15 protein-coding genes and 2 tRNA genes are annotated in these 19,434 nt (G+C 47.9%); 4 read left to right on the top strand and 13 right to left on the bottom strand.

What is annotated here, in order from left to right; translation table 11 throughout:
* The 6 genes from sufC to CIK99_RS04765 all read right to left on the bottom strand — a co-directional run bounded on the left by sufC (position 1) and on the right by CIK99_RS04765 (position 8,936).
* Positions 1 to 759 carry a Fe-S cluster assembly ATPase SufC gene (gene sufC, locus CIK99_RS04790; protein WP_094380313.1) on the bottom strand — a complete coding sequence of 253 codons (759 nt, stop codon included), beginning with the start codon at positions 757 to 759 and terminating at the stop codon, positions 1 to 3.
* A 29-nt stretch (positions 760 to 788) separates the two neighbouring features.
* A complete protein-coding gene (sufB, locus tag CIK99_RS04785; protein WP_094380311.1) occupies positions 789 to 2,234 on the bottom strand; it encodes a Fe-S cluster assembly protein SufB in 1,446 nt (481 codons plus the stop codon).
* 43 nt (positions 2,235 to 2,277) lie between these two features.
* A complete protein-coding gene (gene infB, locus CIK99_RS04780) occupies positions 2,278 to 5,307 on the bottom strand; it encodes a translation initiation factor IF-2 (protein ID WP_094380309.1) in 3,030 nt (1,009 codons plus the stop codon).
* A 69-nt stretch (positions 5,308 to 5,376) separates the two neighbouring features.
* Positions 5,377 to 6,639 (bottom strand): transcription termination factor NusA, encoded by a 1,263-nt coding sequence (gene nusA / locus CIK99_RS04775; protein WP_094380306.1) that lies wholly within the window; start codon positions 6,637 to 6,639, stop codon positions 5,377 to 5,379.
* A 7-nt stretch (positions 6,640 to 6,646) separates the two neighbouring features.
* Positions 6,647 to 7,114: a ribosome assembly cofactor RimP gene (rimP, locus tag CIK99_RS04770; RefSeq protein ID WP_094380304.1), complete on the bottom strand. Its 468-nt coding sequence runs from the start codon at positions 7,112 to 7,114 to the stop codon at positions 6,647 to 6,649.
* A 169-nt stretch (positions 7,115 to 7,283) separates the two neighbouring features.
* Positions 7,284 to 8,936 (bottom strand): S41 family peptidase, encoded by a 1,653-nt coding sequence (locus tag CIK99_RS04765; RefSeq protein ID WP_094380302.1) that lies wholly within the window; start codon positions 8,934 to 8,936, stop codon positions 7,284 to 7,286.
* A gap of 195 nt (positions 8,937 to 9,131) precedes the next feature.
* Here CIK99_RS04765 and CIK99_RS04760 point away from each other — a divergent pair.
* From CIK99_RS04760 to CIK99_RS04750, 3 genes are all read left to right on the top strand, one after another.
* Positions 9,132 to 9,205, top strand: a tRNA-Asn gene (locus tag CIK99_RS04760).
* A 28-nt stretch (positions 9,206 to 9,233) separates the two neighbouring features.
* Positions 9,234 to 9,307: transfer RNA gene (locus CIK99_RS04755), tRNA-Asn, on the top strand.
* A gap of 240 nt (positions 9,308 to 9,547) precedes the next feature.
* Entirely contained in the window at positions 9,548 to 11,035 is a 1,488-nt protein-coding gene (locus CIK99_RS04750) for an ATP-binding protein (protein ID WP_094380300.1), read from the top strand.
* Here the strand turns inward: CIK99_RS04750 and CIK99_RS04745 are convergent.
* Genes CIK99_RS04745 through CIK99_RS04730 form a run of 4 tightly spaced genes read right to left on the bottom strand, consistent with a single transcriptional unit; the run spans position 11,032 to position 15,145 of the window.
* Positions 11,032 to 11,397: a YraN family protein gene (locus tag CIK99_RS04745; RefSeq protein ID WP_094380298.1), complete on the bottom strand. Its 366-nt coding sequence runs from the start codon at positions 11,395 to 11,397 to the stop codon at positions 11,032 to 11,034. The two genes, CIK99_RS04750 and CIK99_RS04745, sit on opposite strands and share 4 nt — an antisense overlap.
* Before the next feature lie 9 nt (positions 11,398 to 11,406).
* Positions 11,407 to 12,369: an acetylornithine carbamoyltransferase gene (locus CIK99_RS04740; RefSeq protein ID WP_094380296.1), complete on the bottom strand. Its 963-nt coding sequence runs from the start codon at positions 12,367 to 12,369 to the stop codon at positions 11,407 to 11,409.
* Positions 12,370 to 12,396: 27 nt separating this feature from the next.
* Positions 12,397 to 13,752 (bottom strand): sodium-dependent transporter, encoded by a 1,356-nt coding sequence (locus CIK99_RS04735; protein WP_094380294.1) that lies wholly within the window; start codon positions 13,750 to 13,752, stop codon positions 12,397 to 12,399.
* A gap of 31 nt (positions 13,753 to 13,783) precedes the next feature.
* Entirely contained in the window at positions 13,784 to 15,145 is a 1,362-nt protein-coding gene (locus CIK99_RS04730) for a sodium-dependent transporter (RefSeq protein ID WP_094380292.1), read from the bottom strand.
* Between the two features lie 73 nt (positions 15,146 to 15,218).
* On the opposite strand from CIK99_RS04730, the gene CIK99_RS04725 reads away from it, so the two are divergent.
* Complete coding sequence (locus CIK99_RS04725; RefSeq protein WP_094380289.1) at positions 15,219 to 15,632, top strand: VanZ family protein; 414 nt, start codon at positions 15,219 to 15,221, stop codon at positions 15,630 to 15,632.
* A gap of 95 nt (positions 15,633 to 15,727) precedes the next feature.
* On the opposite strand, the gene CIK99_RS04720 is transcribed toward CIK99_RS04725, so the two are convergent.
* The 3 genes from CIK99_RS04720 to CIK99_RS04710 form a co-directional block, all read right to left on the bottom strand.
* Positions 15,728 to 16,204: a CYTH domain-containing protein gene (locus CIK99_RS04720; RefSeq protein ID WP_094380287.1), complete on the bottom strand. Its 477-nt coding sequence runs from the start codon at positions 16,202 to 16,204 to the stop codon at positions 15,728 to 15,730.
* A 256-nt stretch (positions 16,205 to 16,460) separates the two neighbouring features.
* A complete protein-coding gene (gene prfB, locus CIK99_RS04715; RefSeq protein WP_094380284.1) occupies positions 16,461 to 17,579 on the bottom strand; it encodes a peptide chain release factor 2 in 1,119 nt (372 codons plus the stop codon).
* A gap of 8 nt (positions 17,580 to 17,587) precedes the next feature.
* Positions 17,588 to 19,396: a long-chain fatty acid--CoA ligase gene (locus CIK99_RS04710; protein WP_094380282.1), complete on the bottom strand. Its 1,809-nt coding sequence runs from the start codon at positions 19,394 to 19,396 to the stop codon at positions 17,588 to 17,590.
* Positions 19,397 to 19,434 lie beyond the last annotated feature (38 nt).

Raw genomic sequence — 19,434 nt, 5'->3', positions numbered from 1 at the left:
TTATTTTTCATTTCCAGCCTCTGCCTTTATCCAGTCGTAGCCTCGCTCTTGTATCTCCTTGGCGAGTTCGGGTCCTGCGGTCTTCACTATGCGTCCCCTGTAGAGCACATGGACGACGTCGGGCTTGATCATGTCAAGCAGGCGGTCGTAATGGGTGATAACGATTGTGCTGGTGTCGGGACGGTGCAGTTTGTTGACTCCTTCCGCCACAATACGCATGGCATCAACATCTAGACCCGAGTCGGTCTCGTCGAGTATAGCGAGTTTCGGTTCGAGCATGGCCATCTGGAATATCTCGTTACGTTTCTTCTCGCCACCGCTGAAGCCTTCGTTGACCGAGCGGTTGGCAAGTTTCGAGTCGAGCTCAACGATGGCGCGTTTCTCTCTCATCAGCTTTATGAACTCGCCGGCTGGCATCGGTTCCTTTCCCTCATACTTGCGGCGCTCGTTGATGGCGGCACGCATGAAGTTTGTCATCGACACGCCTGGAATCTCCACTGGATACTGGAACGAGAGAAAAAGTCCCTCGTGAGCCCTGTCCTCGGGTTTCATCTCAAGTAGGTTTTTGCCGTTGAACATCGCCGTGCCTGAGATGACCTCATACAATGGATTGCCCACAAGTACCGCCGAGAGAGTCGATTTTCCCGAGCCATTAGGTCCCATGATGGCATGTGTCTCGCCATCGCGAATCGTGAGGTTGATGCCTCGCAATATCTCTTTGTCGCCAATTCTGGCGCATAAATCCTTTACTTCTAACATCGTTATATATTGTTTCTTTAGTTTCGCATTTACCCTACCGTGCCTTCGAGCGACACGCTGAGGAGCTTCTGTGCCTCGACGGCAAACTCCATGGGCAACTTGTTGAGCACTTCCTTAGCATAGCCGTTGACAATGAGTCCTACGGCCTGTTCTGTAGGCATGCCACGCTGATTGCAGTAGAAGAGCTGATCCTCGCTGATTTTGCTTGTGGTGGCTTCGTGCTCCACCACGGCAGTGTCGTTATGAATATCCATATAGGGGAAGGTGTGGGCGCCACATTCGCTGCCAAGGAGGAGCGAGTCGCACGAGGAGTAGTTGCGGGCGTTGTCAGCGTTTGCCGTCGCCCTCACCAGTCCGCGGTATGAGTTCTGGCTATGTCCTGCCGAGATGCCTTTGGAGATGATGGTGCTCTTGGTGTTTTTGCCCATGTGTATCATCTTTGTACCGGTGTCGGCCTCTTGATAGTTGTTGGTGACAGCAACGCTATAGAACTCTGCCTGTGAATAGTCACCACGCAGCACGCACGACGGATATTTCCACGTGATGGCCGAGCCTGTCTCCACCTGTGTCCACGATAGTTTGCTATTGGTGCCACGCAGGTCGCCTCGTTTCGTCACGAGGTTGAGCACACCTCCTTTACCGTTCTCATCGCCCGGATACCAGTTCTGCACGGTGGAATATTTCACCTCGGCATTGTTCATCACCACAATCTCGACGATAGCGGCATGAAGTTGGTTCTCGTCGCGCATGGGAGCGGTACAGCCTTCGAGATACGACACGTAGGCATCGTCGTCGGCAATGATTAGCGTGCGCTCAAACTGTCCCGTATTGCGGGCGTTGATGCGGAAATAGCTGCTGAGCTCCATGGGGCAGCGCACACCCTTGGGTATATACACAAACGAGCCGTCGCTGAACACGGCGCTGTTGAGGGCGGCGAAGAAGTTGTCACCATACGGCACCACGGTGCCGAGATATTGTCGCACGAGGTCAGGATGATCCTTGATGGCGTCGCCTATGGAACAGAAAATGATACCTTTCTCGGCAAGCTTTTCCTTAAAAGTGGTCTTCACCGACACCGAGTCCATGATGGCATCGACAGCCACGCCGCTCAGCGCGAGACGCTCCTCGAGCGGTATGCCGAGCTTGTCGAAGGTTTTCATCAGTTCGGGATCGATCTCTTTTTTCTCCTGTTTCTTCTTCTGTGCCAAGGGGTCAGCATAATAGGAGATAGCCTGATAGTCAATAGGGGGCACTGTGACGTGTCCCCATTTTGGTTCCTCCATCGTTGTCCAATGGCGGAATGCTTTCAGGCGAAACTCAAGCATCCATTCCGGCTCGCCTTTCTTTTGCGAGATGAGCCTCACGACATCTTCGTTCAGTCCTTTTTCTATTATTTCTGTATGTACGTCGGTGGTGAATCCGTACTCATATTTCTGTTCTGCCACCTGACGTACAAATGCATTTTTTTCTGACATACTTTTATTAGTTGACGAGTTATTCCAGTTGACAACTAAAAAACTACAACTTTTGCTCCACTTCAATTTCCATGAACGTCTCGATGATGTCATTCTGCTGGATATCATTGAAGTTGACGAGCGAGATACCGCATTCGAAACCTGCGCTCACCTCTTTCACATCGTCCTTATAACGTTTCAACGCATTGATAGAGCCTGTGAACACCACGATACCGTCGCGGATGAGACGAGCCTTGTCAGTGCGGTGTACCTTGCCTTCGGAGACGAACGCTCCAGCCACTGTACCCACCTTCGAAATCTTATAAACCTCGCGTACCTCAACCTGTCCAGTAGCCACCTCTTTCTTCACCTTGTCGAGCATTCCTTCCATAGCAGAGTGGATGTCGTCTATGGCGTCGTAGATGACCGAATAGGTGTTGATCTCCACGCCCTCGCGCTCGGCAAGGCGCTTGGCCTCGACCGAAGGACGCACCTGAAAGCCGACGATCATTCCGTTGTCGGCTGTAGAGGCAAGCATCACGTCATTTTCCGATATCTGGCCTACGGCCTTCATGATGACGTTGACCTGAACCTTCTCGGTTGACATCTTGATGAACGAATCGGAGAGAGCCTCGACAGAGCCTTGGGTATCGGCCTTGACAACGAGGTTGAGCTCGTGGAACTCGCCGAGTGCCACACGATGGGCAATCTCCTCGAGCGAGAGCGTCGTAGCCGTGCGGAGGCTCTGCTCGCGCTGCAGCTGTGTACGCTTGTTGGCGATGTCCTTTGCTTCCTGTTCGGTTTCCATAATATGGAACGAGTCGCCTGCCTGTGGAGCTCCATTCAGTCCGAGTATGATCACCGGCTCTGCTGGTCCTGCCTTCTCAATACGCTGATTACGCTCATTGAACATGGCCTTGATGCGGCCGTAGCTGGTGCCTGCGATGACGATATCGCCAATCTTCAGCGTTCCATTAGACACGAGCACTGTAGAGACATAGCCACGACCTTTGTCGAGCGATGACTCGATGACCGAGCCTGTGGCGCGGCGGTTGGGGTTGGCCTTGAGGTCGAGCATCTCCGCCTCGAGGAGCACCTTCTCTAAGAGTTCGTTGACGCCCAAGCCTTTCTTTGCCGAGATCTCCTGACACTGATACTTTCCGCCCCACTCCTCAACGAGGAGGTTCATGTTGGCGAGGTCTTCTCGTATCTTGTCGGGGTTGGCGCCTGGTTTGTCTATCTTGTTGATGGCAAACACCATAGGTACGTTGGCCGCCTGTGCGTGGGCTATCGCCTCGCGTGTGGTTGGCATGACGCTGTCGTCGGCGGCGATAATAATGATTGCGATATCGGTGACCTGGGTACCACGGGCACGCATGGCAGTGAACGCCTCGTGACCAGGAGTGTCGAGGAACGTGATGTGACGGCCATCCTCTAGCTTCACATTGTATGCTCCGATGTGCTGAGTGATGCCTCCTGCCTCGCCTGCTATGACGTTCGACTTGCGTATGTAGTCGAGCAGCGATGTCTTACCATGGTCAACATGTCCCATGACGGTGACGATCGGAGCACGTGGGAGCAGGTCGTTCTCGTCGTCCTCCTCCTCACTGACTGCCTCGCTCACCTCGGCGCTTACATACTCGGTCTTAAATCCGAACTCATCGGCCACGAGATTGATTGTCTCGGCATCGAGGCGCTGGTTGATAGATACCATGATGCCTACGCTCATACAAGTGCCTATAACCTTGTTTACCTGCACGTTCATCATCGTGGCGAGCTCGCTAACGGTGACAAACTCGGTAAGTTTCAATATCTTGCTCTCTGCTGCCTGCTCCTGCATCTCCTCGTTGAGACGCTCCTGCACTGCCTCACGCTTCTCACGACGGTATTTCGCGCCTTTCTTGTTCTGGTTTTTGTTTGTCAGACGTGCCAACGTCTCTTTTACCTGGCGTGCCACATCTTCCTCACTCACCTCGATTGGCTTCGGCTGGCGATTCTTGTTCTTGTTGCGGTTCTTTCCTCCGCCCTGCTGGTTTCCGCCATTGTTGCCTCCGCCGTTGTTATTATTATTGTTATTATTACCTTTATTCTTCTTTTTCTTACCGCCTTGCTGTGTGGAAGCAGCCTCGATGTCAACTCGCTCGTTGTTGATACGCACGCGCTTTTTCTTCTCTCCGTTGTGCTGTTGTATCTTTTCCTCGCGTTCTTTTCTGCGCTCTTCCTTCGACTTTTTCTTTGGACGGGTGCTTTGGTTGAGGGCGTCAAGGTCTATCTTTCCCAAGACATTGACTTTCGGAGCCAGTTTTTTCTCGCTTTTGAGAGTGAATATCTTATTGTCCGTGTTGCTTGCAGTGCTTGCCTGACTGTCGCTGACAGCCTTTGGTTCTTTTCCGTTCTGACGGTTCTGATTGCCGTTATTGTTCACGTTGTCTTGTTTCTTTTCCTTTGTTATGTTGCCTTTTTCTGTCTCCGGCATTGTTCCCTTTTCCTGCTTGCTACTATTGTTGTCAGAGGCAAGGGTAGATGATGTCTGTGACTGCGGTTTTGGCGTCGCGCCGTCAGTCTTCACGTCGGGAGCCGCCTTTTCCTCAGCGTCAGTTTTTACAGTGTCGGTCTTCTTATTATCGTTAGTGCCTGTTGCCTGCACGGCCTTGGGCTCTTCAGCCTTAGGCACAAGCTTTGCAGCAGCATTCTCGCTCTCCTTATTCTGGCTTTCGGCAGCAGCCTTTTCTACCATAGGGGCTTTAGGGGCATCAGACGAAGGCTTGAACGGATTACCGTTCTTGTCGAGTTCTATCTTGCCCACCGGAGTGTATTTCTGTACCTTTGTGACAAGATCGTCAGCCTTTGTAGTGGCCTTCTTCTCTACTTTTCTCTCCTTGCCTTTCTTTGCCAGCTTCTCAGCTTCATTTTTAATGTCCTTGTCGCCCTTGAACTGTCGTACAAGGGCCTGATACTGCTCATCTGAGATCTTGGTGGAGAGATTTGCGTCGTCCTTAATCTCTCCCAAGCTCTTCTTGTTTTTCAGGAAATCAACTGCCGTTTGAAGTCCTATATTTAATTCTGTCAATACTTTGTTTAATCTGATGCTCACTACTGAAAAAATTTAATAATCCAAAAATAATAAAATTCAAAAATATGGTTTGCGAGCAGCAAGTGTCGTTTACTGCTCAAACTCTGCCTTAAGCACCTTGAGTACGTTGTCAACGGTCTCCTCTTCGAGGTCGGCCTTCTCTATCAGCATGACACGTGGGGCGTTGAGCACTGCCTTGGCGGTGTCGAGACCGATAGCCTTGATAGCATCGATTACCCACTGGTCTATCTCGTCGGCGAACTCGTCGAGGTAGATGTCTTCGTCAGCTTCACCCTCGCCCACAACACGGAACACGTCGATGGTATACTCGGTAAGCATACTTGCCAACTTGATGTTCATACCGCTACGTCCAATAGCGAGCGACACCTGGTCGGGCTGGAGATACACCTCAGCCTTCTTGTTTTCCTGGTCAACGGTGATGCTCGTCACCTCGGCTGGAGCAAGGGCGCGTTGGATGTATATCTGGATGTTAGGCGAATAGTTTATCACATCGATGTTCTCATTGCAAAGCTCGCGGACAATGCCAGACACGCGGCTTCCCTTCACACCGACGCATGCGCCTACTGGATCGATGCGATCGTCGTAGCTCTCCACCGACACCTTAGCTCTCTCGCCCGGCATGCGTGCCACACCGCGGATAGAGATGAGTCCGTCGGCCACTTCCGGCACTTCCGATTCAAGAAGGCGCTTGAGGAATATGGGGGCGGTGCGGCTGAGGATGATGCGGGGATTGTTGTTCTCGTTGTCAACACGCAGCACGACGGCCTTAATGGTCTCGCCCTTGCGATAGGTGTCGCGAGAGATCTGCTCGCTCTTAGGCAGATGGAGCTCATTGCCCTCGTCGTCGATGAGAAGCACCTCGCGCTTCCACATCTGATAGACTTCGGCGCTCACCACCGTTCCTACCTTGTCCTTATACTTGTTGTAGAGAGAGTCGTGCTCAAGTTCGAGAATCTTCGACGCCAGTGTCTGACGGAGATTCAGTATGGCACGACGTCCAAACTTGCTGAAGTTGACCTCTTCGCTCACGTCCTCGCCTATCTCGTAGTCGGGTTCTATCTTCTGAGCGTCGCTAAGTGATATCTCCTTGTTCTCATCCTTCACCTCTCCGTCGGCAACCACCACGCGGTTGCGATGGATTTCAAAGTCGCCCTTGTCGGGATTGACGATGACATCGAAGTTGGCATCGCTTCCGAAAATTTTCGCGATAACACTGCGGAAACTTTCCTCAAGCACGCTTACGAGAGTCGTGCGGTCGATGTTTTTTGTCTCTTTGAACTCCTGAAAGGTCTCTATCATGCTCGGACCTTGTTCTTCTTTCTTTGCTGCCATAGCTGAATTACTTGAAACTTAATAAGTATTTTGTATATTTTATATTATTCATGTTGTAGCTCTTCTCTACATCTATCATTACCGGACGCTTCTTGCCTTCCAGCTTCTGCTTCTCCTTTACGACGACGATAAAGTTGTCGCCATCAACGGCTGTCAGCACTCCCTGCACCTTGACACCTTCAGCTGTCAGCACCTCCACGTCCTTGCCGATATGGTTGGTATACTGCTGCGCAACCTTGAATGGCTGTCCGATGCCTGCCGAGCCTACCTCAAGTTCGTAGTTACCAAGGTCGTCGCCCAGTTTCTCCTGAAGATAACGGCTCAATGCCGCGCAATCTTCAATCCACACTCCGTCGGCATGATCTATCTCCACCACGATGCGGTCATCGGGGGTGAACATCACGTCAACAAGAAAATAGTCGTTGCCTGCCAACCACTCTTCTACAATTGTCTTGACTTCGTTTTTCTCTATCATATCTTTTCTATTAAACATATGCCCCAAGGCACAGCCAAAAGCCTACCATGGGCTTAAAAAACAAGAATGAGGAGCTCTCGGAGAAGCTCCTCATTCCACTGAACGGTGCAAAGGTACAAAAAAATGTGCTTTCCACCAAAAAAAAAATGTTAAATCGCTCATCAAACTGTTATTTTCCCAGTTTTTCACGATATTCTCCTTCGTCAGAGAGTATGCGGACCGCCTCCTTGAGCTGTTTGTCGTAGTACAACGAATTCTCTATTCCGCCTGCCTGATAGTATTTGGCGGTGACTATGTCGCGTTCAAGCATCTCCTTCAAGGTTTGCTTCTCTTTCTCCATGTCGCGCGACACGTCGTGCTTTAGTTTTTTGCGAAGGGCAGCAAACTCTTCCTTGGCATCATCGTAATAACCCTCGAAACGTGCCAGCTTCTCTAACTCGCCAAGTGCCTTGTCGCTCTCGGGATCGTAGTCGAAGCCGCTCTCGACTACTCTCTGCTTGAACTCGGCAAACTCGGCATCGGTGAGACGGAAATCTCTTGCTGGGGCAATCGTGGGATACTTTGCCACGTAATCGGCGACATAGTCGAACATCACCTCCATGGAATCGAGGCGGTCGATATACAAGGCTATGTTGGGAAGCGTGTCGGGTCTTACCTCCACATCGGGTTTTATGCCGCCTCCGTCACGCACCTCGCGGCCACCCAGAGTGTGAAAGACGCGGGTTAGGCTGTCGGGGATGCTCTCCACATAACCGCCGCCCGAGTGCTTGTAGTTGATGGCCTGGATACAACGGCCGCTTGGGATGTAGTATTTGCCCGTAGTGAGTTTCAAGTTGCCGTTATATGGCATGTCTATCGTGGCTTGGACCAAACCTTTCCCGTATGTGCGCGTACCTAATATTATTGCGCGGTCGAGATCCTGCAGTGCGCCACTCGTGATCTCGCTAGAGCTGGCAGTGATGCCATTCACCAGCACCACGATAGGCATCACCGTATCGACTGGTTCAAGGCGGGTCTTATAACTGTGGTTTGTCTTCTTGCCACGCTGCTCAATCACCGTCGTTCCTTTTGGTATCCACATGTTGACAATATCGACGGCTTCCTGAACCGAGCCTCCGCCGTTGTTGCGAAGGTCGAACACCAGCTTTTTAGCGCCCTTGCCTTTCAGCTCGATGAATGCCTTTCTAACATTGCGGGCACAGCCCTCGGTAAAACTAAGAAAATTGATGTAGCCTATATCATCGCCAAGCATTCCATAATATGGCATTTCTGACTCCTTTATCATCTTTCGGGTCATCTTAATCTTCATCACCTTGCCCGTCGAAGGACGGCGGATTTTCAGCACAAACGAGGTACCGGCGGTGCCCTTGAGATGATCGCTGACATATTTCGTATCCTTTCCACGCATGTCAAGCTTGTCGATACTTAATATGATATCACCCTTCATCAGTCCCACCTCAGCGGCAGGCATTCCCTCGTAAGGCTCGTCGATGACCACATTCTTCAGGCGCTGGTGCCAGCGGATGATGGAACCTATACCTGCATATTTCCCCGTCAGCAAGTGCTTCAGTTCCTTTGTCTTCTCCTCTGGATAATACTCGGTATAAGGGTCGAGACTCTTCAACATAGCCTTTATGCCATTACCTATCACTTCGCCAGGATTGAGCGTATCTACATACATCAGGTCCAATCCCTTATATATATTATTAAACGCATCGAGGTTCTTAGCCACCTCGAAATTGTGGTTTTTATGTTCCTGTGCCAATACCGACGACAGCATCGACACAACCAATACAAAAGCAGTTACTATTCTTTTCATCATGAGATTATTGTTTCTTTTCGACTATATGTCGCTATTTGGGTGCAAAATTAGCGTTTTATTCACAAAAAACGGCATCTATCAACGAAAAAATAAAAAAATCAAAGGCTTTTCTCGATTTTTTTCTCAAAAAATTTTGTAGTTACAAAAAAACATAGTACCTTTGCATCGCAATTCAGAAAAAGGACTGCAATAATTGCTTCAGTAGCTCAGTTGGTTAGAGCACATGACTGTTAATCATGGGGTCGTTGGTTCAAGCCCATCCTGGAGCGCTACATTAGTCAAAGAATTGTTAACATTGCTTCAGTAGCTCAGTTGGTTAGAGCACATGACTGTTAATCATGGGGTCGTTGGTTCAAGCCCATCCTGGAGCGCGAAAGAGACGCATAGAGGTATGCGTCTCTTTTGTGTTTTGTAAGATTGTATTTTTTCTCTTTTTTTATGTAAAATACTTGATTTTGTCATTTTTCTCGGCGTTTTACTTGCATATTTGGAAAAAAAGATGTACTTTTGCAGCAAAACCACAGGCAAACCCTATTCAGAATACGAGTGTCATAAAAAAAATAATGCAAAACTCGTTATACTAATCAAGGAAATGACTTAAACGACAAAACATGTCAAAAGAAAAAACGAACTCAAATAGCGTACTCGAAAATCTTCCTATCGGACTCATCTTCTTCGACAAAGAAGGAAACACTACCGATATTAATGCAAAGGCTCTGGAGCTTTTCGGCTTCAGCGACATAAGCATGCTGTCTGGCTTCAACCTATTCGCCAGTCCGCTACTTTGCGACAATACAAAAATCGCCGTCAAGACACTTCCATATTACGATTCTTTTTTCAACTATCACCCGGGATTCTCCCCGTCGCAACAATCTGAAGTGCCGCCCGGAAACAGGACAATACGTATCGACGTCAGATATAGCAAGATGTTCGACAATGAAGGAAACCTCAAAGGTTACCTCGGAGCTTATATAGACAGGACACCAGAGGCAGTAAACAATGAAAAGATACGCGACCTCGACGAAATAATATCCATGACGGCTGAAGTAGCGCAAATCGGATACGCGAGAATCAATATCCTTACCGACGTAGGTTTTGCCACAAGACAGTGGTATGCCAACAATGGCATGGGATATAACGACCAATATAACGGGCTGGAGATGTTTACAAATTGTATTCATCCCGACGACCGACATTTCATCACCGACTTCCGCGAGGCTGCAAAAAGGGGCGAGAACCCTAAGCTACAGGCTCTCGTCAGAGTGAATAGGCGCGACGGAAAATGGGACTACCAAAAGGTATTCTCTGTTGTTACAAACTTTGATCCTAAACACAATCTTATTGAGGTGAGCGCAATAACTCAGAATGTCACCGAACAGATCGAACTGGAGCACGACCTCATAGAACAGAAAGAGAAAGCCGAGTCGGCCGACAAACTGAAGACGGCTTTCCTCGCAAACATGAGCCATGAGATACGCACTCCGCTGAATTCCATCATCGGATTCTCACGCATGATGTGCCAGGAAGACATGCCAAAAGAAGAGAGAAGAGACATGGCAAGGATTGTGGAGAAAAACAACGAGATGCTACTGCAACTTATATCCGACATCCTCGACCTTGCGAAACTCGAAGCAGGAAGCATGGAATTCATCTTTGATGACGTGGACGTAAACAGACTCTGCATGGACGTGAGCAGTAGCATCATGCTTAAGGCTAACGAGGGAGTGAAAATCCGGACAGCATGCGCCAGGCCAAGATGCTTCATTCACACAGACCCAAAACGCATCGAGCAAGTGCTCGCGAACTTCGCGTCTAACGCCGCAAAATTCACCGACAAAGGACATATCGAAATAGGATACAAGATAACTGACGACAACTCTATCCGCTTCTATGTGGAAGACACTGGAATAGGAATCCCCAAAGATATGCAATCGAGTATCTTTGAACGATTTACAAAGGTAAATGCCTTTTCGCAAGGAGCCGGCATCGGGCTCGACATCTGCCAAGCCATAATGGAACATCTCGGCGGCAAAATTGGGGTGGACAGCAAAGTGGGCAAAGGCTCTACCTTCTGGTTTGAGCTGGAAATAGAATGCTAACGGATAGGATAGAAAGCGTCGGGGATATGGTTTATTTTATATCCGGTGGAAATGGTACCCGTTATAGCTACAATGTCAAAACGAAGGTCGGCATTGATACGGTATTTCTTCACATAGGCATTGGCTGCTATCGACAATGAACGTATCTTCTTCACATCCACTGCCTGCTCTGGAGAAACAAGAAAATCATTGGCACGGGCCTTTACCTCGACAAACACCACTATACCATCTTTATACATCACAAGATCGAGGTCCCTATGGCCACAACGCCAATCACGATGGAGCAAGGAATATCCCTGCTCCACCATATATTGTTGGGCCATGTCTTCGCCCCAAACTCCGAAATCATTATGTTCAGCCATATCTTGCGACTAAAGATTTTCAAGCATACGCTTGATGACCACGGTCGCGGCAATCTCGCGGTTTGCCGCCTCGGGAATAACCAACGATTTTTCGCTCTCTATGACATCGTCGGTGACGATAAGGCCACGACGCACTGGCAAACAATGCATGAACTTGCCATTGTTGGTAACTGCCATGTGTGCCGCATCAATAGTCCAGGACATATCCCTTGAAAGTATCTTGCCGTAATCGGCGGGAGAGGAAACTCCAGGGCAGCTCCAGTTCTTGGCATATACGAAATCTGCTCCCTCAAGAGCTTTCATCTGATCATATTCCACACGTGCATTGCCCACGAAACGCGGATCTAACTCGTAACCTTCGGGATGTGTAACCATAAAATCCACGTCGGCGGCATTCATCCACTCGGCAAAAGAGTTGGGAACGGCCTGAGGCAACGCACGACAATGAGGAGCCCACGTAAGCACTACCTTTGGACGGGTTACGCTCTTGTGCTCTTCGATGGTGATTAGGTCGGCAAAAGCCTGAAGAGGATGAACCGTGGCACTCTCCATGGCAAAGACCGGACGTCCACTATATTTGATAAACTGATTGATCACAGTCTCCGCATAATCGTACTCGCGGTCTGAAAGACCTGCAAACGAGCGGACTCCAATAAGGTCGCAATAGCAACCCATCACAGGTATCGCCTCAAGAAGATGTTCCGACTTGTCGCCATCCATGATGACGCCTCGTTCCGTCTCCAGTTTCCATGCTCCTGCATTGACATCCAGGACGATGACATTCATGCCAAGATTCATCGCTGCCTTCTGAGTTGAAAGACGGGTACGAAGAGAGTTGTTGAAAAACACCATCATCAGGGTCTTGTTCTTGCCAAGATGCTGATACTGGAAGCGGTCGCGCTTGATCTCCTGCGCCTCAGACAAAGCCTGATTAAGGTCGCCGAGGTCTTGTACGTTCATAAATGTTTTCATATTCTTGCTTTAAATATTATTATCGTTTTACAATAGTCCTAACTGATCGAGGAAAATAAAGATAATCAATGTTGGACAGACAAACTTGACAAAAAAGATATATGTCTTGAAAAAGGCTCGATTGACCTTGTGGTCATTGGTAAACTCCATATAAACCTCCTGACGGGAGGCGTACCAACCGATATATATACATGTGAGGAAACCTCCCAAAGGCAAAAGTAACTGAGCTGTGAGACGGTCGAAACAGTCCATCATAGGCATTCCAAATAGGCTCAACTCCGGCACAGCTCCAACTGAAAGTGAACTCACAACACATATCACCGATGCTATTATTGTGACAAACCATGCCGACACTCTACGTGGACTCTTCAGCTCCTCGTGGAAAAATGCTGTTCCTATCTCGTGCATTGATATTGTGGAAGTAAGGGCCGCAAGTGCAAGAAGGGCATAAAACAATATCGACATCACATAACCTACAAGTGGCATCGAAGCAAACGCCTTTTGAAAGACGTTAGGCAATGTGATGAAAATGAGCGACGGACCGGAGTCGGGATTGATTCCGACGGAAAAGGCTGCCGGAAAAATCATAAGACCGGCCAACACGGCTATCAATGTGTCGATAAGAGCTATCTGAGCCGCCGAATGAACCAGATTAGTATCGCGCTTGAAATATGACGCATAAGTACACAGACATGCCGTACCAAGACTCAATGAAAAGAATGCCTGGCCAAGGGCAGCAAGAAGGACATGACCATCTACCTTGGAGAAGTCGGGCATAAACAGAAACGCTATGCCATCGACAGCTCCAGGCAACATACATGATGCTACGACAATGATGAGCAACAGCAGAAACAACGTCGGCATCATCATTTTTGAGAATCGCTCGATGCCCTTGCGCACTCCACGAACAATGACAAGATGGGTAAGGAATATGAAGCCTATGCCAAATGCCACAGGACGGGCAATGCTTGACGAAAACACTTGGAAATAGTTCTGCACATACTGAGCATCACCCAATATCTCACCTTCCACCGAAGCATAAAGATATTGAACGCACCATCCTGCAACAACTGAATAAAAGCCTAGAATGATGGTTGATGAGACTATGCCGAGAACACCGACATACTTCCATGGCTTGCCACGGGACAGACGGTCGTAGGCACGAGCCGCGTTTGAAGCTGCATGACGCCCCACGATAAACTCGCTCACCATGCCAGGTATTCCTAAAAGAATAATGAAAAATATGTAGATGATGATAAATGCCGCGCCTCCATGTTGACCCGTCATAAACGGGAAACGCCACACATTACCAAGACCTACAGCAGAACCCGCCGTGGCAAGGACCAATCCTATCTTTGAACCAAAACTATCGCGCATGTGAATTATCTCGTTTCTCTATTCTACTACAAATACCTTATATCAGCCCAAACTGATGCATGAATATCAGAATGATAAACATCGGACAGACATATTTTACAAAAAACAAATACAACTTAAAATAACGGGCACGAAGAGTGCCATTGTTTGTGAACTCATCATAGACCAACTTATGAGGCAAATACCAACCTACAAAAAGACAGGTAAGGAAACCGCACACAGGCAGGAACACTTGACCGGTGATGAAATCGAAAATGTCAAACAAAGTCTTGCCAAGGAAGGATAGTCCTTCGACACCGCCAATGGAGAGGGAACAAAAAGCGCCCATGACAGAACATGATATTGTTACGATTAGTGCTGCACTATTGCGGGTAATGTGAAGCTCCTCGCGGAAAAACGCCGTGCTCACCTCGTGGAGCGAGATGAGGGAAGTGAGGGCCGCCAAAGAAAGAAGCGAATAAAACAACAGCGCTATGACATAACCCACAAGCGGCATTGATGAAAAGGCCTGCTGAAACACATTCGGCAAAGTAATGAAAATGAGCGATGGACCGGAGTCGGGACTAACACCGACACTAAAAGCAGCGGGAAATATCATCAGACCAGCAAGGACCGCCACAAAAGAATCTATTACAGCTATCTGTATTGCCGTTCGGCCAAGATCCGTATGACGACTGAAATATGACGCGAAAGTGCAAATACAACCCATACCTATGCTTAAGGAATAGAACGACTGGCCAAGGGCGCCAAGGAACACATCGGGAGTGAGCTTTGAAAAATCGGGGTTAAAAAGAAATTCCACGCCTGACCAAGCGTCTGGCAAAAGACACGACGACACCACGATGATGAGCAACAGGAGAAACAGCGTCGGCATTAACATCTTCGATGCACGCTCAATACCGTCACGAACTCCGTGACGTATCACTAAATGCGTTATGCCCAATATTATGACTGTCCAGAAGATGGGCTTATAAGGATTGGTGGAGAAGGTGGCAAAATACTGCTTGATATATTCTGGATCGCCTTGCAGATGACAGGTGATCGACGCATACACATACTGAAGACACCAACCCGACACCACAGCATAATAACCTGTGATGATAAATCCAGTCAGGACACTGAGGAAACCAATGACTTGCCATGGGCGGCCATCAGACAACTTACGATATGCACGTGCTGTGTTTGACTTCGCATTACGTCCAATAATAAACTCACTTATCATGCAAGGTAGGCCGAGCATGAGCACACAGGAAACATACAGAATGATGAAAACAGCTCCGCCATTCTCACCTGCCATATACGGGAAACGCCATACATTTCCCAAACCTACCGCAGAACCTGCGGTGGCAAGTACAACGCCTAATTTACTACCAAATTTCGCTCTTTCTAATTGTGCCATATGTATTTATTCTCAAAATTATTTGCAAAAGTATAAATAATTTCTTAATTTTGCACCAAATTGTAGAAATAATATGAAGAAAAAAAGTCAAATCGTTAGCTTTTGGAGGGTAAACATAAGAAAATACCCACTTTCTGCCCTTTGTTGGGCGATAATTTTCTATCTCTCGTTTTTCACTGTTCCTCAGACAGAACTCGACGAAGTGCCATTTATTGACAAATGGGTTCATACAGTGATGTACGGAGGCACAGGAATTATTATGTGGGGAGAATATCTCAGAAGACACAATCGTATTGTCATTCTCAGATCAACTATCTTGGCTATTATAGCACCAATAGCTACAAGCGGAATAATAGAACTTCTCCAAGAATACTGCACAGGAGGACGACGGAGCGGCGACTGGCTCGACTTGGCTGCTAACTCCTTGGGCGTTATCTTAGCGGCAATAGCCGCCTACACCTTTTATTATATAAAGAGAAGACACTAAAACCGGCAATTACAGATACAGGAACTATTGTTAATACAAGAACTGGAAAGTATAATACCAGGGGTTGAAACGATAGTCAATGTTAGTGGTAAAAACTAATCCCAGAGGCTGAAAGGTTTCTTGGAGAGCATGGAGTTGTAATAACGGCGGTCGCCCGTCACCTCCTCGGCGAGAAACGAAGGGCGCTCGAAACTTTCTTTCGTAGTTGACAGTTCAACCTCGGCAACGACAAGACCTGCATTGGCTCCATAAAATTCGTCTATCTCAAAGGTATGCCTGCCTACGGGAACAAGATATCGGCGCTTGTCTATTACTCCTGACACACAAAGGTGGAACAACTGCTCTGCATCGGCCAATGATATTTCCTGTTCAAACTCATACCGGCTTAAACCATCATCATGCGACGGACCCTTGATAGTAAGATATGCCCTCTCGTCCCGCAACCGAACACGCACCGTACGGCCTCTCTCATTGCATATATAGCCTTGCTTTATATGCGAAGAAGATGTCGCCAACGACTTATAACTATCGTCGGCGACAAGAAATTTTCGTTCTATCTCCAATCCGCCCATCACTACATGACAATGATAACCGAATAGACGATGAAACAAAGGGCCAATAATACGAGAACCGCAAAAATCCAATTCACGACTTTCTTTCCCTCTTTCTCCTGACGCGCTTCGTATGCTGCACGACGCGCTTGTACTTTCTTGTTTTTGTTACTCATATCTTTCAGTTTTAAGTTATATGTCCAATCATAAATACGGGAAATCCCTACTTTTACAAATATGGGAACAGTTGCTACTCTTCAACCACAAGGAATAGTTACTACTCTTCCACCACAGGGAATTCCATTAGATACGCCTTGATGAAGCCATCAATCTTTCCATCCATCACGCCATCTACATCAGTAGTCTGGAAATTTGTCCTATGGTCTTTCACACGACGATCGTCAAAGACATAGCTGCGTATCTGACTTCCCCACTCTATCTTTTTCTTTCCTGCCTCAATCTTCGCCTGTGCCTCTAACCGTTTTTTCATTGCACGATCATAAAGCTGCGACTTCAGAAGACGCATGGCATTATTCCTATTCTCAAGCTGCTTACGACTCTCTGTATTCTCGATGAGAATCTCTTCCTCCTCTCCCGTGTCTGGGTCAACATACTGATAGCGAAGACGCACGCCGGTCTCTACCTTGTTCACATTCTGACCACCTGCTCCTCCACTACGGAACAAATCCCAGCTCACCTTTGAAGGATCGACATACACCTCGATAGTATCGTCAACAAGCGGCGAGACAAAAACACTGGCAAAACTTGTCATTCGCTTTCCCTGGGCATTGAATGGCGACACACGCACAAGACGATGAACCCCATTCTCGCTTTTTAGATAACCATATGCGTACTCTCCTCCTTCAATTTCCATGGTGACACTCTTTATTCCTGCCTCGTCGCCATCCTGAAGGTTGCTGATGGTGACGCGATGACCATGAGCCTCTGCCCAACGCTGATACATACGCATCAACATAGAAGCCCAGTCCTGACTCTCCGTACCGCCTGCACCACTGTTTATTTTCAGCATGCAGTCCATCGGGTCTTCTTTCTGGCGCAACATGTTCATAAGTTCGAGATCCTCGATAGACTTGATAGCCTTTGCATAAGCCTCATCAACTTCCTCTTCCGTAACCATCTCGTCCTTATAGAAATCGAAGGCCAACTGAAGCTCGTCAGTAAAGGTCTTCACTTCCTTATATCCGTCAAGCCACTTCTTTATCGTCTTCACCTTCTTCATCTGCTCTTCCGCACGCTTGGGATCGTCCCAAAAATCGGGAGCCTGAGTACGGAGGTCTTCTTCCTCAAATTCTATCTTCTTCTTGTCAATGTCAAGATAGCGATGGAGCGACACTGTCCGCTCAAGTATATCTTTCAGTTGATCTTGTGTTATCATCTTGCTTATTATTCTTCGTACATCTTGTCTATTATTGCCTTATAACGTTCGTTTACCACACGGCGTCGTAATTTAAGGGTATTGGTAAGTTCTCCACTTTCCATCGTGAATGGAGCGGGCAGGATGGTGAAACGCTTAACTTGCTCGTAATAAGCAAACTGCTGCTGCAGCGTGTCTATACGTTCCTTCAGCATTGCGTTCACGTCTGCATCCGCACACAATTCCTCTGTCGAAAGGTTAATCTTTCCCCTCGACTGGGCATAAGCCTCAAGCAGGCGGTATTCTGGGACGATAAGAGCTGACACGAACTTACGCTCGTCGGCGATAATCGCTATCTGGTCTATATACTTATCGACCATCAGTCGTGACTCTACCATCTGTGGAGCTATGTATTTTCCATTGGATGTCTTAAACAAGTCTTTTATGCGTTCCGTAAGGAAAAGTTCCCCATTCTTGATATAGCCTGCATCACCTGTTTTGAAGAACCCATCGGGGGTGAATGACTCTTCCGTCACATCCTTTCTGTTGTAATATCCCTTAAAAATCGTTGGACCTTTAAGCAACACTTCGCCCTCTTCACTTATCTTCATCTCAAGACCGTCAACAAGCCTTCCTACCGAGCCCACAGTATAAGGTTCGCCATGGTGGTCACATGTCACAGTGGCAAGACTTTCTGTAAGTCCATAGCCGGCTATCATGTTTATTCCCACGGAATGTACAAATTCTTCTATATGAGGAGATATTGCTGCTCCTGCGGTGGGGAAGATGTTGGGGTTGACGAGACCAAGTTCCTTGCGTATCTTGGCGAAAAGGGTCTTATTTATTGTATTATACTTTATGCTAAGGCTCATCGGCGGACGCTTGCCACGACTCAGATAATCAATATTATGTTTTCTACCAACAGACAGAGCATAATTGAATATCCGTTGGGACACAGTGCTCGAATTCTCAATTTTCTCCATCACACCGGCATAAACCTTTTCCCAAAAGCGTGGCACTGCCGACATGCAAGTAGGATTGGTCTCACGCATCGATTGTTGCACGCGTTTAGGATCATTGTTGATGATGAGTCTTGCTCCGACAGAAACCGACAATATGGCCCATGCCTTCTCAAAGATATGGGCAAAAGGAAGGAAATCGAGCACGCGGTCTTCTTCACGGACATTCACGCATTTCGCGTTTGCTGCCAAGGCGGCATGATACTGTCCATAGGTAAGCATCACTCCCTTGCTATCGCCTGTCGTCCCACTGGTATATAAGATATTTGCAAGGTCTTCAAATGTAGCTTCTGACGATAGTTTTGCAACTTCCGTCTGACGTGGGAATCCCTCGCCAAGCTTCAGAAAATCATCGAAGTAAATGGCATTTGCATCACTGCGATTAAGAGCGACAGAGGCATCAAAAACCACAATGCGCTCCAATGTGGGACAGAGAGACATCACACGCTTTGCCTTGTCGTATTGTTCTTGCTCACCGACGAAGAGAAAACGTATCTTCGCGTCGTTGACAATATATTGGATCTGCTGCTCACTGCTTGTGGCGTAAAAAGGGATGGTCACTGCCCGTACTCCCCATGCGCCGTAGTCACAAAAGAGATATTGTGGACAATTCTGGGAAAACACTCCAATATTCTCTTGCACTTTAACTCCCATATTGAGCAAAGCATTGGACACGGTTTTCACTTTGGTAGAAAAATCATTCCACGAGAGACTCTTCCACTCTTCGTTGCCGAAATCCTGATAAATCAGAGCTTCCCTGTTACCGTAGTTTTTGGCTTGGTCGTGTACCAAGACCGAAAGATGACTGTTTGTCTGCATGCCTTTTTATTTTTATCTTTCTGCAAAAGTACATTAAA

This window comes from Prevotella sp. P5-92 (assembly GCF_002251245.1).
Lineage (GTDB): Bacteria > Bacteroidota > Bacteroidia > Bacteroidales > Bacteroidaceae > Prevotella.
Note: the sequence above shows the minus strand (reverse complement) of the source record. Positions and strands in the feature narration are given on the sequence as shown.

Coding starts and splice junctions, on each gene's coding strand:
- CIK99_RS04750 (WP_094380300.1), top strand. CDS start 9,548: ATGTCAAAAGAAAAAACGAACTCAAATAGCGTACTCGAAAATCTTCCT.
- sufB (WP_094380311.1), bottom strand. CDS start 2,234: ATGTCAGAAAAAAATGCATTTGTACGTCAGGTGGCAGAACAGAAATAT.
- CIK99_RS04740 (WP_094380296.1), bottom strand. CDS start 12,369: ATGAAAACATTTATGAACGTACAAGACCTCGGCGACCTTAATCAGGCT.
- rimP (WP_094380304.1), bottom strand. CDS start 7,114: ATGATAGAGAAAAACGAAGTCAAGACAATTGTAGAAGAGTGGTTGGCA.
- prfB (WP_094380284.1), bottom strand. CDS start 17,579: ATGATAACACAAGATCAACTGAAAGATATACTTGAGCGGACAGTGTCG.
- CIK99_RS04745 (WP_094380298.1), bottom strand. CDS start 11,397: ATGGCTGAACATAATGATTTCGGAGTTTGGGGCGAAGACATGGCCCAA.
- CIK99_RS04765 (WP_094380302.1), bottom strand. CDS start 8,936: ATGATGAAAAGAATAGTAACTGCTTTTGTATTGGTTGTGTCGATGCTG.
- sufC (WP_094380313.1), bottom strand. CDS start 759: ATGTTAGAAGTAAAGGATTTATGCGCCAGAATTGGCGACAAAGAGATA.
- CIK99_RS04730 (WP_094380292.1), bottom strand. CDS start 15,145: ATGGCACAATTAGAAAGAGCGAAATTTGGTAGTAAATTAGGCGTTGTA.
- CIK99_RS04720 (WP_094380287.1), bottom strand. CDS start 16,204: ATGGGCGGATTGGAGATAGAACGAAAATTTCTTGTCGCCGACGATAGT.
- CIK99_RS04710 (WP_094380282.1), bottom strand. CDS start 19,396: ATGCAGACAAACAGTCATCTTTCGGTCTTGGTACACGACCAAGCCAAA.
- CIK99_RS04725 (WP_094380289.1), top strand. CDS start 15,219: ATGAAGAAAAAAAGTCAAATCGTTAGCTTTTGGAGGGTAAACATAAGA.
- nusA (WP_094380306.1), bottom strand. CDS start 6,639: ATGGCAGCAAAGAAAGAAGAACAAGGTCCGAGCATGATAGAGACCTTT.